Origin of the sequence: Ruminiclostridium josui JCM 17888 (assembly GCF_000526495.1) — a bacterium.
Classification (GTDB): Bacteria; Bacillota; Clostridia; order Acetivibrionales; family DSM-1351; genus Ruminiclostridium; species Ruminiclostridium josui.
Genome location: NZ_JAGE01000001.1, coordinates 139,822 through 152,498, shown reverse-complemented (window position 1 = coordinate 152,498; position 12,677 = coordinate 139,822). Strand labels below are relative to the sequence as shown.

Annotated in this window: 13 protein-coding genes and 2 riboswitches; of the genes, 11 read left to right on the top strand and 2 right to left on the bottom strand. The window is 37.6% G+C overall.

Annotation, left to right across the window (positions count from 1 at the left end; all coding sequences use genetic code 11):
- Nucleotides 1-3: 3 nt before the first annotated feature.
- A complete protein-coding gene (locus tag K412_RS0100720; protein WP_024831323.1) occupies nt 4-1,245 on the bottom strand; it encodes a DNA polymerase Y family protein in 1,242 nt (413 codons plus the stop codon).
- A 187-nt stretch (nt 1,246-1,432) separates the two neighbouring features.
- Nucleotides 1,433-1,558, top strand: a riboswitch (FMN riboswitch).
- Nucleotides 1,559-1,641: 83 nt separating this feature from the next.
- On the opposite strand from K412_RS0100720, the gene ribD reads away from it, so the two are divergent.
- The 5 genes from ribD to K412_RS0100695 all read left to right on the top strand — a co-directional run bounded on the left by ribD (nt 1,642) and on the right by K412_RS0100695 (nt 6,551).
- Entirely contained in the window at nt 1,642-2,745 is a 1,104-nt protein-coding gene (gene ribD / locus K412_RS0100715; RefSeq protein ID WP_024831322.1) for a bifunctional diaminohydroxyphosphoribosylaminopyrimidine deaminase/5-amino-6-(5-phosphoribosylamino)uracil reductase RibD, read from the top strand.
- Nucleotides 2,746-2,764: 19 nt separating this feature from the next.
- Nucleotides 2,765-3,409 carry a riboflavin synthase gene (locus tag K412_RS0100710; RefSeq protein ID WP_024831321.1) on the top strand — a complete coding sequence of 215 codons (645 nt, stop codon included), beginning with the start codon at nt 2,765-2,767 and terminating at the stop codon, nt 3,407-3,409.
- Between the two features lie 25 nt (nt 3,410-3,434).
- Complete coding sequence (locus tag K412_RS0100705; protein WP_024831320.1) at nt 3,435-4,691, top strand: bifunctional 3,4-dihydroxy-2-butanone-4-phosphate synthase/GTP cyclohydrolase II; 1,257 nt, start codon at nt 3,435-3,437, stop codon at nt 4,689-4,691.
- Complete coding sequence (gene ribH / locus K412_RS0100700) at nt 4,681-5,148, top strand: 6,7-dimethyl-8-ribityllumazine synthase (protein WP_024831319.1); 468 nt, start codon at nt 4,681-4,683, stop codon at nt 5,146-5,148. Before K412_RS0100705 ends, ribH begins: the two co-directional genes overlap by 11 nt.
- Before the next feature lie 84 nt (nt 5,149-5,232).
- A riboswitch (M-box (ykoK) riboswitch) is annotated at nt 5,233-5,401 on the top strand.
- Nucleotides 5,402-5,621: 220 nt separating this feature from the next.
- Nucleotides 5,622-6,551, top strand: a complete 930-nt coding sequence (locus K412_RS0100695) for a magnesium transporter CorA family protein (protein WP_024831318.1) — start codon at nt 5,622-5,624, stop codon at nt 6,549-6,551.
- Nucleotides 6,552-6,588: 37 nt separating this feature from the next.
- On the opposite strand, the gene K412_RS0100690 is transcribed toward K412_RS0100695, so the two are convergent.
- Nucleotides 6,589-6,813 (bottom strand): hypothetical protein, encoded by a 225-nt coding sequence (locus K412_RS0100690; RefSeq protein WP_024831317.1) that lies wholly within the window; start codon nt 6,811-6,813, stop codon nt 6,589-6,591.
- A gap of 319 nt (nt 6,814-7,132) precedes the next feature.
- Between K412_RS0100690 and K412_RS0100685 the strand changes: the two genes are divergently transcribed.
- The 6 genes from K412_RS0100685 to feoB all read left to right on the top strand — a co-directional run bounded on the left by K412_RS0100685 (nt 7,133) and on the right by feoB (nt 12,606).
- Nucleotides 7,133-8,599 (top strand): NAD(P)/FAD-dependent oxidoreductase, encoded by a 1,467-nt coding sequence (locus K412_RS0100685; protein ID WP_024831316.1) that lies wholly within the window; start codon nt 7,133-7,135, stop codon nt 8,597-8,599.
- Nucleotides 8,600-8,618: 19 nt separating this feature from the next.
- A complete protein-coding gene (locus tag K412_RS0100680; RefSeq protein WP_024831315.1) occupies nt 8,619-9,857 on the top strand; it encodes an NAD(P)/FAD-dependent oxidoreductase in 1,239 nt (412 codons plus the stop codon).
- Nucleotides 9,850-10,230 carry a DUF1667 domain-containing protein gene (locus K412_RS0100675; protein ID WP_024831314.1) on the top strand — a complete coding sequence of 127 codons (381 nt, stop codon included), beginning with the start codon at nt 9,850-9,852 and terminating at the stop codon, nt 10,228-10,230. The genes K412_RS0100680 and K412_RS0100675 overlap by 8 nt, the downstream gene beginning before the upstream one ends.
- A gap of 13 nt (nt 10,231-10,243) precedes the next feature.
- Entirely contained in the window at nt 10,244-10,429 is a 186-nt protein-coding gene (locus K412_RS0100670) for a hypothetical protein (protein WP_024831313.1), read from the top strand.
- A gap of 96 nt (nt 10,430-10,525) precedes the next feature.
- Entirely contained in the window at nt 10,526-10,747 is a 222-nt protein-coding gene (locus tag K412_RS0100665) for a FeoA family protein (RefSeq protein WP_024831312.1), read from the top strand.
- Nucleotides 10,748-10,782: 35 nt separating this feature from the next.
- Nucleotides 10,783-12,606 carry a ferrous iron transport protein B gene (gene feoB, locus K412_RS0100660; protein WP_024831311.1) on the top strand — a complete coding sequence of 608 codons (1,824 nt, stop codon included), beginning with the start codon at nt 10,783-10,785 and terminating at the stop codon, nt 12,604-12,606.
- The last annotated feature ends 71 nt before the right edge of the window (nt 12,607-12,677 follow it).

Here is a 12,677-nt window from a genome sequence, read left to right as displayed (position 1 = left end):
ACCTTATCTAAAAAATGAAACAGGATGAATAATGTTGTCTTCAACAGGGTTGGCATTAAGGGCACTATCTTTAAGTAAAATTGCCTTTTGAACAGAGTAATGCCCAAATCTTTTACGAATTGCATCAATACTGAATTCCAGATTCTCTAATCGCGGACGTTTATTATAATCCTCAAAAAGGAAAAGCTGGGTATGAGTGTCCGCAGTAACTAAATCAGTTGCACGTACACCAAGAGAGCGTATAGGTCTGTGCCAACCCCAATTTGTATTAAAAATATCCATAGCTTTACGTGAAATTTCACCGGATATATAGCTGGGGGCCGGAAGCCTTCCTTGTCGTTCAATTGATGCAAGCTGGTTATCACGAATATAAATCTGTATTGTAGAACCCTTTAAATTATGTTTTCTAAGCCTATGTGCAACACTTTCAGCTAATACAGTAAAAGTAACTTTCACATCCTCTGTGTTTACAAGATCTCTAGCGGTTGTCATGCTGTTTCCTATGCCCTTTATAGTTTCATGATAATCTGTTGCAGTTACTTCGGAATAGTCCATGCCATTAGCAAAACTCCAGATAGTTTCGCCCCATTTTCCAAGATAACTTTTAATAAAAGAAAGAGGTGTTTTTGCAAGATCTCCGATAGTCATTATACCGACCCGGATAAGCTTTCTTCGTGTTGACCTGCCTACATAAAGCAATTCTCCAACGTCTAAATTCCAAACCTTTTCTTTGAAATTATTTTGATTAATAACAGTAGTAGCATCGGGCTTTTGTAAATCAGACCCAAGCTTTGCAAATATCTTATTGAAGCTGACTCCTATTGAAGCAGTAATGCCAAGTTCTGTTTTAATTAGTTCACGTATTTCATTTGCAATTTTTTCTCCGTTCCCGAAAAGATTTGTGCTTTCAGAAACGTCAATCCAGCACTCATCTATACCGAAACTTTCAACAAGATTGGAATATCTCGAGTAAATTTCTCTGGCTTCCTTTGAAAACCTCAGATATAAAGCATAATTTGGATTAATTACTACAAGGTTTGGACACTTTTGCTTTGCCTGCCAGATAGCCTCGCCTGTTTTTATACCAAACTTTTTTGCAATATAGTTTTTAGCCAGGACAATACCGTGACGCAAATCCTGACTTCCACACACGGCTAAAGGACAATCCCTATACTGTGGATTGTACAGACATTCAACAGAAGCGTAAAAATTATTGAGGTCACAGTGTAAAATTACTCTATCCATAAAGTCACTCCAGTCAGAACATTTGTTCGTAATAATATTATAAATCCGAACAAACGTTCTTGTAAAGAGGTAAAATTTTGTAATACTAATATTTGTGTGTTCTGTGTTTTGGTAATAAAACTATAGCTTGACTAATATATCCAATACTGCTATAGTTTACTTTAATAAAATATGTTAATAATGATAATGACACTTCAGGGATAGGTGAAAATCCTTACCGGCGGTAGATAGCACAAGCTATAAGCCCGCGAGCGAAAGCAGATCCGGTCAAACTCCGGAGCCGACAGTACAGTCTGGATGAAAGATAGTGTATTTAATTTTGCTATTTTGTCCCCAGGGGTTGTCTTCCTCTGGGGATTTTTAAATTTTAAGGAAATAAAAGCAAGGAGAACAAAAATGAATATACATGAGTTCTATATGAAAAGAGCATTGGAAATTGCAAAAGGAGGGTGGGGGAGAACAAACCCAAATCCATTGGTGGGAGCAGTTATAGTAAAAGATGGGAAAATAATATCCGAGGGCTTCCATGAAGCCTTGGGTTGTGCCCATGCTGAAGTTAGTGCTTTTAAAAATGCTACAGCGGATATTTCAGAAGCTACTCTTTATGTAAATCTTGAGCCTTGCTCACATTATGGAAGAACACCTCCGTGTGCAAAAGCAATTGTTGAGTCTGGAATAAAAGAAGTAGTTGTCTCAATGGTGGACCCAAACCCAAAGGTGTCAGGTAAGGGCATACAAATACTAAAAGATGCCAATATTAATGTCATAGTAGGAGTCCTTGAGGAAGAGGCAAAAAGGCTGAATGAAATTTTTATACACTATATAACTAAAAGGCTTCCATTTGTAATTATGAAAACGGCAATGACATTGGACGGCAAAATTGCATCGGTTACAGGAGATTCCAAATGGATAAGCGGTGAATCATCAAGGGAGTATGTCCATACTATACGCAATAGAGTATCGTCAATTATGGTAGGGGTAAACACAGTAATAAATGACAATCCTGCATTGACATCAAGACCAACCTTGGGAGAAGGCATTGATCCTGTACGTATTGTAGTGGACAGCAGCGGAAGGATTCCAATGGACAGTAGAGTTATTAATTGTGATTCTAAGGCAGGACTTATACTTGCAACAACAGATAAAATCAATAAAGACAAGGAAAACCAGCTTTTATCCCGAGGCGTTAGAATAATAAAAACGGATATAAAAAATGGAAAGGTAAATCTCAAGGAGCTTATGGAAGAATTATACAAGCTTGAAATTGACAGTGTCCTTTTGGAAGGAGGAGGTACCCTTAACTTTTCGGCACTTGAGGCAGGCATAGTGAATAAGGTAATGACCTTCATTTCACCTAAAATAATAGGCGGTAGTTCGGCTGTAACGCCTGTAGGGGGAAATGGAATAGAAAAAATGAAGGATGCAATAGCACTGTCGAATGTTAGAGTTGAAAGTTTTGACAGAGATGTACTTATTGAGGGATATATTGCAGACAAATAAGGATTTGGGAGGTGAAAGGGTGTTTACTGGAATTGTTGAGGAAATGGGAAGTGTAAAAAACATTGTATATGGCAGCAGCTCAATAAAACTTTTCATAGAATGTGCCACTGTAATTGAAGGCACTGTTAAAGGGGACAGCATAGCTGTAAACGGTATATGCCTTACTGTTACTGAATTAGGAGAAAAATGGTTTGCGGCGGATGTAATGCCGGAAACCATGCGAAAAACAGGACTTGAAAAGCTAAAACCCGGAAGAAAAGTAAACTTGGAGAGAGCATTAAGACTTGCTGACAGACTGGGAGGCCATATAGTAAGCGGTCATATAGACGGAACAGGGACTATTACCGGATTAAAAAAAGAGGATAACGCAGTTCTTATTACCATTACTGCACCCAAACAGATTATGAAATATATTGTTCAAAAAGGTTCTGTGGCTTTGGACGGTACAAGTCTTACCATTGCGGAGGTGACTTCAAATACCTTTACGGTTTCTCTCATACCTTTGACACGAGGATTCACCATACTTGGCTCTAAAAGTATAGGTGATGAAGTAAATATAGAATGTGACATTATAGGGAAGTACGTAGAAAAGATGTTAAAAGGTGAAATCTTGGAGTCAGAGCATTTATCAGCTGAATTTCTTAGAGAACACGGGTTTATGTAATATAAAATAAAAAGGAGTGAACTTCATGAATTTTAGTACTATAGAAGAAGCAATTGAGGATATCCGCCAAGGCAAAATAATTGTAGTGGTAGATGATGAAGACAGGGAAAATGAGGGAGATCTTATTATGGCAGCAGAAAAGGCTACCCCTGAAAGTATAAATTTCATGGCTACCTATGGCAAGGGAATGATATGCGTTCCACTGACAGAAGACAGAGCACAAGAGTTGGAGCTTTTTCCCATGGTAAGTCACAATGAGGAACGCCTTGGTACGGCATTTACGGTAACTGTAGACCACAAGGATTCAACAACAGGAATCTCGGCCTTTGAAAGAGCACATACAATAGTTGAACTTACAAATAAGAATGCACGTCCGGGAGATTTCAAAAAGCCGGGACATGTATTTCCTCTTACGGCACGAGACGGAGGAGTTCTAAAACGTGCCGGACATACCGAAGCTGCAGTTGATTTGGCTAGAATGGCAGGATTGCACCCGGCGGGTGTAATATGTGAAATAATGAATGATGACGGAAGGATGGCAAGGGTTCCTCAATTAATGGAATTCTGCAAAAAGCATGGTTTAAAGATAATAACTGTAGCAGGTCTCATTGAGTATCGCAGAAAAAATGAAAAGTTGATTAAAAGAGCTGCCGAAGCAAAAATGCCTACTGCTTATGGGGAATTCACAATAGTTGGTTATGAGAATACTACTAATGGAGAACACCATGTGGCACTTGTTAAGGGAGATGTTGCAGGCTCAACAGAGCCTGTTCTGGTCAGAGTACATTCAGAATGTCTTACTGGAGATGCTTTTCATTCCAAAAGGTGCGACTGCGGAGAACAGCTAGAAGCCGCAATGAGCAGAATTAACAGTGAAGGAAAAGGTGTTTTGCTTTATATGCGTCAGGAGGGAAGGGGAATTGGTCTGATAAATAAAATACGTGCATATGAGCTTCAGGACCAAGGACTGGATACCGTTGAGGCAAATATAAAACTGGGCTTTCCAGCAGATTTGCGTGAATACGGCATAGGTGCCCAAATCCTGTACGATTTAGGAATCAAAAAAATAAGGCTTTTGACTAACAATCCCAAAAAACTCATTGGGCTAAATGGATATGGTCTGGAGGTAGTTGGACGAGAGCCTATTCAAATAAAAGAAAATGAAAAAAATGAATTTTATCTTAGAACTAAAAAAGAAAAAATGGGCCATTTATTTGAAGGCTTAAATAATAGTGAGAAAAATACAACAGCACATCAGGAGGGAAATAAAAATGTCGATTAAAACAAATGAAGGAAATCTTATTGCAAGTGGTTTGAAGTTTGGAATTGTTGTAGGGCGTTTTAATGATTTTATAAGCAGTAAGCTTTTGTCCGGAGCAATAGACGGATTGGTAAGGCATGGGGCTGAAGAGTCAGATATCACTGTTTCATGGGTTCCAGGTGCTTTTGAAATACCAATAGTTGCACAAAAAATGGCAAGTTCAGGTAAGTATTCTGCGGTAATTTGCGCAGGTGCAGTTATCAGAGGCTCAACACCGCATTTTGACTATGTGGCCGGGGAGGTATCAAAAGGAATAGCTAAAATATCACTGGATACAGGGGTACCAGTTATTTTCGGAGTACTTACTACTGATACAATAGAGCAGGCCATTGAACGTGCAGGTACCAAAGCAGGGAACAAAGGCTATGATGCAGCAGTAACAGCAATAGAAATGGCAAACCTGCTTAAACAACTGTAAAAAATTCGATAAAAAAATCTAAAAAATTTAATTATTCATAGATATTGAAAAAAGAATAATAGAGGTATATAATTACTTTGTTAATTAAATATTCGTTAGGTGAGGTTCCTATACAGATATATGCTGCTGCCCGGAAACATCGAGAGATGCCAATGGGTCAACAGGTACTGCCGAAATAAGGTTTTACTTAATGTAGCTGGAGAGAAGTAGTCCAAAGCTGTATAGTGCTAAAGCTCAACGAGTGAAGGTTATTTCTATGACATAAATCCGTCACTCGTTTTGCGACGGTTTTTTTATTTCTTTTTAAATTTCTTTAGGAGGTGAACGGTATGGATTGTGACCCTGATAGTAATTCTCACATATGTAATTCGATAAATTATATGGGCTTGTTTGCTGTGCCGTTTACTTTGTCGACAAAGTAATGTATGCAAATAGTCCCTTAATGCAAGACTATATAGAGAAGAGGGATATCTATGATTGGAATATATAAAACAATAAATAACGAAATAGTGCGTACAGAAACATTTGAGGATGGAGTATGGGTGAATCTCATTAATCCTACTGAGGAAGAAATTGTAAAGGTACACAATACCCTGGGGGTTGAAATGGACTTCCTCAAGGCTGCACTTGATGAAGAGGAAAGAGCCCGTATTGAAAGTGACAATGGACAGACTCTCATAATTGTTGACATACCCATTGTAGAAAAAGAGGGTAAGCTCAATGTATATACAACTATACCTCTTGCAATTATACTTATAAAGCATATAATCATTACGGTGTGCCTGAAAGAAGACACTATACTTAATGATTTTGTAAACAACAGAGTTAAATCCTTTTTAACTCAATTTAAGACAAGGTTTGTGCTTCAGATTCTATACAGAAATGCAACAAGATACTTACAATACCTTAAACATATAGACAAAACCAGCAGCAGAATAGAGCAGGAAGTTTACAAGTCCATGAAGAACAAAGAAGTAATTCAAATGCTGAAACTTGAAAAGAGTCTTGTATACTTTTCAACAGCATTAAAATCAAACGAAGTTGTTCTTGAAAAACTGATGAAATTTGAATATATAAAGAATTATCCAGATGACCAAGAACTTCTTGAAGATGTTATTATAGAAAACAAGCAGGCCATAGAGATGGCCAATATATATAGCAGTATTTTGTCGGGAACAATGGATGCTTTTGCTTCTGTTATATCAAATAATCTCAATATAGTAATGAAGTTTTTAACATCAGTAACCATTGTTATGGCAATACCTACAATGATTTCAAGCTTCTTTGGTATGAATGTTGATTTGCCATTAAGAGGAGGACATTCATTCTGGTTTATAGTAATTATTGCTGTGGCCATGTGTATGGTTACAGGTTATACTCTTTATAAGAAAAAGTTATTTTAGAAACAAAAAGGGATGTCTCATAAGAGACATCCTATATTTATCTTTCACACATGTTTCCTGCACCGTCATAAAAACTTTCATCACATTTTCTCAAAAGACCCTGACTATCATAAAAGTTTTCATCGGCTTTTCTTAATATACTGAAATAATCAAAATAATCATCACCCGGATCCCTAAGTATACCTTCTTTATCGAAGAAACTTTCTCCCGGATTTCTTAAAATTCCCCGGCCGTCATAAAATTTTTCCTTACGGGAATACAAAATTCATCACTCTTCCTTTTAATAATCAATCAGAAAAATTATAACACATTGCTCATAAAATAGCCAAAGTCAGTTATTCTCTAAACTGACATGTTTATGTTCAATGTACAAGGAGTTGCCATCAAAAGACGGCAAGTATGTATTATAGCTTTAAATTCCTTGTTTATATTAATATATGCAAAGAATTTGATAATGTACAATTATTTCTCGGAAATATTAATCACATAAAACCTAAACATTTTTTTAAGAGTGGAATTGTGCTATAATTCAAATATATTTTTGTAAGAAAATAGGTATTGATGTCTCTCGGAGGGTAATAATGGAAATAAATTCTCAAAATAAATTTGATGTTGTAATAGTTGGGGCGGGTGCTGTTGGCTGCGCAATAGCAAGAGAGCTTTCCAGATACCAATTGAAAATTGCGGTTTTTGAAAAGGAAAGCGATGTGGCAGCAGGAACCAGCGGTAGAAACAGTGCTGTAGTGCACGCTGGCTTTAACAATAAGCCCGGAAGTCTTATGGCAAAGTTTTGTGTGGAAGGAAATGAAGGCTTTGAAAGCCTGTGCAAGGAGCTGGATGTTCCATATAAAAAAACAGGAAAGTTAATAGTTGCTTTTGATGAAAGCGACTTTGCCGGAATAGACAAGTTAATTGAAAACGGTAAAAAGAATGGAGTAAAAGGTCTTGAATTTGTAAATGCAGATGTTGTTAAAAAGCTGGAACCCCACGTTGGAGGAATTGGAGCAATGCTGTCTCCAAATACAGCAATAACAAACCCATTTTTATATACGGTGGCTCTTGCTGAAAACGCAGTACAAAATGGAGTTAAGTTCTTTCTGGAAACTGAAGTAAAGGGAATTTCAAAAAGAAATGATATCTTCCGCATAAAAGCCGGAGAATCTTATTACTACAGCAGATATGTTATTAACAGTGCAGGACTTTACTCAGACAGGGTGGCTTCAATGGCAGGAGAAATAGGCTACAAGATTTATCCCTGCAGAGGAGAATACTTTATATTAGACAAGCGTACAAGTCAATATCTGAATATGCCTGTTTACCCCGTCCCAAGGCCTGGAATAGGGGGACTTGGAGTTCACCTGACACCTACAATGGAAGGAAATATACTTATTGGCCCAAGTGCAGAGTATATTAAAACAAAAAATGACTATAGTGCTACAAAACCTGTAATGGACAAGCTCTTTAAGGAAGCAAAGGAACTTCTTCCTCCATTAAGCATGAAGCATATAATACGCAGCTATACCGGTATCAGGTCAAAAATAGTAGGGCCTAAAACCGGAGGCTTCGGAGATTTCATTATAGAGGAATCAAAGGTAGTACCGGGACTCATAAACCTTATAGGTATTGAATCACCGGGACTAACATCATCAGCTCCAATTAGTCGTATGGTTAGAGACATTATTGCAAATAAAGAGGATTTGATATCTAAAGATGACTTTATAGCTCAAAGAAAGGGAATTGTTCAGTTCAGGGAATTACCTGCTGAGGAAAAACAAGCATTAATTAAAGAATGTCCTGAGTATGGAGAGATAGTTTGCAGATGTGAGGGGATTACTAAAAAGGAAATACTGGACGCAGTAAATAACCCACTTGGAGTTACAACTCTTGCGGGAATAAAATACAGGGCAAGAGCAATGATGGGAAGATGTCAGGGCGGTTACTGTCTGACCAGAATTGTTGACATACTGAAAAATGAAAAAGGATTAAATCCTGAAGAAATAACTCTACGAGGTAAAAATTCAAAATTGTTTACCGGACAGGTAAAGTAAATAAGTATAGGTGAGGCTTATGATAATAAATAAAGATTTAGTTATAGTTGGCGCAGGCCCAGCAGGTCTGGCTGCGGCTATAGAAGCTAAAAAGAACGGTATAGAAGATATTCTGGTGGTTGAAAGAGAGCCTGTTGCCGGAGGCATATTAAACCAATGTATTCATGATGGATTTGGAATTGTAAAGTTCAATGAAGCCCTGACCGGCCCAGAGTATGCTAGAAAATATATAGACGAGGCTGAGAAGCTACAAATAGAAATAGCCACAAATACCATGGTCCAGGATATTAGCAGTAACAAAGAGGTTACAACCGTAAGTCCAGAGGGAATAAAAACCTATAAGGCAGGGGCTGTTATACTGGCAATGGGGTGCAGGGAAAGAACAAGAGGGGCAATATGCATACCGGGAACCCGTCCGGCAGGAGTCTTTACAGCAGGGGTAGCTCAGAATCTGGTTAATATCAGAAATATAATGGTAGGTAAAAAAGTAGTAATACTTGGTTCAGGGGATATAGGGCTTATTATGGCAAGAAGGTTGACCTTGGAAGGTGCTGAAGTTTTAGCCGTTGTAGAAAAACTTCCTTATTCCAGTGGACTTCAGAGAAATATAACCCAGTGCCTTGAGGATTTTAATATACCTCTTTTATTAAGCCATACTGTGACTAAAATAGAGGGCCATGAGAGGGTTAAAAGTGTAACTGTGGCAAAAGTCAATGAAAAGGGAGACCCTATACGTGGTACATCCATAAAATTTGACTGTGATACATTAATTTTATCAGTTGGATTGATACCTGAAAATGAGGTTGCTCTAGACGCAGGAATTATTCTGGACAACGTTACTGGCGGTGCGGCTGTGGACGAAAACCTTCAAACTAATATACCCGGAATCTTTGCATGCGGCAATGTTTTGCATGTACATGATTTGGTTGACTATGTTTCTGCAGAAGGTGAACTTGCTGCTAAAAGTGCAGTTTCGTATATAAGAAATAATAAACTTAAAGAATCAGAGATTACGGTTAAAGTCGGCAAGGGTATCAGATATGTACTTCCCCAAACTATTTCCGCAGACAAGGATATTACCTTTGCAATGAGAGTTAATGCTCCCTCAAAAAGAAAAACAATAGTTTTTAAAGACGGGGAAAAACAATTAAAGAAAAAATTCTTTGTGGCTCTAAATCCTGCCGAAATGGTAAGAATTGAACTAAAATCCCATGAACTTAAGGATATAGTTGGTCTGGAGGTATGCATAGATGAATAAAAGCCGTGAAATAGTTTGCATAGTTTGTCCAAATGGCTGCAGAATGAATGTTGTCTATGACGAAAACAACAAAGTAAAACAGGTAGAAAATGCCTCATGTAAAAAGGGTGAGGAATACGCTGTAAATGAAATTCAATGCCCAAAAAGAAGTATTACATCAACTGTGGGTGTAATAAACGGTGTTTTGCCTTTAGTTAGTGTCAGAACCGACAAACCAATTCCAAAAGAAAAGATAACAGAAGCTTTAGCTGAAATAAGAAAAATACGGCTTGAAGCCCCGGTAGCCTTTCATCAGGTAATTGTAAAAGATTTTTTAGAAACCGGAGCACAGCTCATATCAACCAAGGAGGTTGCAAAAGCAGAAAAATTGTAAACTGGAGGTTTTAATGGAACAGGAAAAAGTCAATTGCCTGAAATGCAAGTACTACTTTATAACTTACGATGCCAGAATGCCTTATGGCTGTAGGCTCTTTGGGTTTAAAGGCAGACAGATGCCTTCTGTTTCCGTTCGACAGTCATCGGGAAATGATTGTCAGGGCTATGATGAAAAGGTAAAACCAAATAAGTCTTGAAAATATTAGTACAAATTACCGTTATTTTATTGACAATGATTATCATTTAAGTTAATATATTATTGAGAATAGTTATCAAAAAAGGTGGCGGTTAATTTGACATTAGACAAAGTTAACAGAGGAGATTTCGTTGAAATTGTAAGTATTGAAGATAAGGATATCCGCGCCCAAGCAATCCGCCTTTGTATATATGAAGGCTCAAAACTGAAGTGTTCTGAAAAACTGCCTGCAGGGCCCATAATATTACAGAATAGACTTCAGGAAGTTGCAATAAGCAGAAAACTTGCAGAACACATAATTATTGAAAAAGTTAGCTGAAAAAACTGAAATTATTGGCATGCCTGGGGGATATTATGGAAAAGAGTAATAATAAAAAAGATTTAAAGCATCTGGTTCTTGTGGGAAACCCGAATGTAGGAAAATCGGTATTTTTCAATGCACTTACAGGAATGTACGTTGATGTATCGAATTTTCCCGGTACTACGGTAGATATAAGCACCGGGCGTTATGGAGATTATATAGTAGAGGATACACCCGGAATATATGGTGTATCCTCATTTAATGATGAGGAAAGAGTTGCCAGAGACGTAATAATTAACGGAGACCTGGTGTTAAATGTAATTGATGCCGTTCATATGCAAAGGGATATCTTTTTGACACAGCAACTTATTGACATGGGTAAAAAAGTAATTGTTGCAGTGAACCTTATTGACGAGGCGGCTAAAAATGGCATTAAAGTAGATACGAAAGAACTGTCCAGACAATTAGGGGTGGAAGTTGTTGCTACTTCCGCACTCAAAGGCATTGGCATAAATGAAGTTAAGCAGAAGATAGACAGTGCCAGAGTAGGTATAAAAACGGAAGGTGTTCAAGAGCTTTTGAGCAATTATGACCTTAATGAAATAACAGAAGCAGAAGCATTGATGCTCTTGGAGGACGATGAAGTAATTTCACAAAGAAAGGGTATGCCCACTGCGGGTAAACGGGAAGAGATTTATAAAAATAGGCGGAAAAGAGTAGACAAAATTCTGGAAAGCGTTCTTTCTGATTCATATAACGGAGTAAGTTTGGGAACTACCATTGGAAGACTTTTGCTAAAGCCTATTACAGGTATACCTATGTTGTTGGCAATAATGGCAGGTATGTTCTGGTTCATAGGAGTTTTTGTAGCACAGACAGTTGTTGATTTTACAGAAGGAACATTAATGGAAGGATATTATAAACCTTTTATTGAATCAATTTTAAGTTTTATCCCTAAAAATTCATTTATCGGAAGTTTGTTGATAGGCGATTACGGATTGTTAACAATGACAGTAATCTATATATTAGGATTGCTGTTGCCTTTGACTATAGGATTTTACATGCTCATGTCAATTCTTGAGGACTCTGGTTTCTTGCCTAGAATTGCAGTACTTTCAGACAAGACCCTTTCAAAGGTTGGCCTTAACGGAAGGGCAATAATACCTCTTATATTAGGCTTCGGTTGTATAACCATGGCAACAATGACCACACGTCTTTTGGGCTCAAGAAGAGAGCGTGTAATTGCTACTTTTCTATTGGGACTGACCATTCCATGTTCTGCACAGTTTGGTGTAATTATAGGATTACTGACGCCTTTGGGAATGAAATATATAATAGCTTATACGGTATTATTGATTTTAATATTCGGTATTTCAGGAGTTCTAATGAATAAAATCCTGCCGGGGGAATCTACACAGTTATTTATAGACTTACCGCAAATAAGGTTGCCTCAGTTTAAGAATGTTATGAAAAAGACATTTGTAAAGGCAAAAGTCTTCCTTATAGAGGCTACACCAATATTTGCCCTTGGTGCGGTTCTAATAACGGTATTACAGTATACAGGATTGCTTGGAAGGATAGAAAGTGCCATATCACCTTTGACGGTTCAGTGGCTTAAACTGCCTGAACAGGCATCAGTAGTATTCATAATGGGAATTATTAGAAGAGACTTCGGAGCGGCAGGATTAAGTCACATGGTTTTGACTAATCCTCAAATGTTGGTGGCACTTATCACAATTACCCTATTTGTACCATGTGTAGCCTCGATTATTATGATATTTAAGGAGAGGTCAAAGTTGGAGGCAACTGCAATCTGGCTCGGCAGCTTTGCTATAGCATTTTTAGTAGGTGGAATTCTGGCTCAGATAATAGTCTGACAAGGAGGCTTAAATTATGTTAGTTGTGTGCAGCCAGTGTAATTATCGGTTTGAGTATAATTCAGATAAAA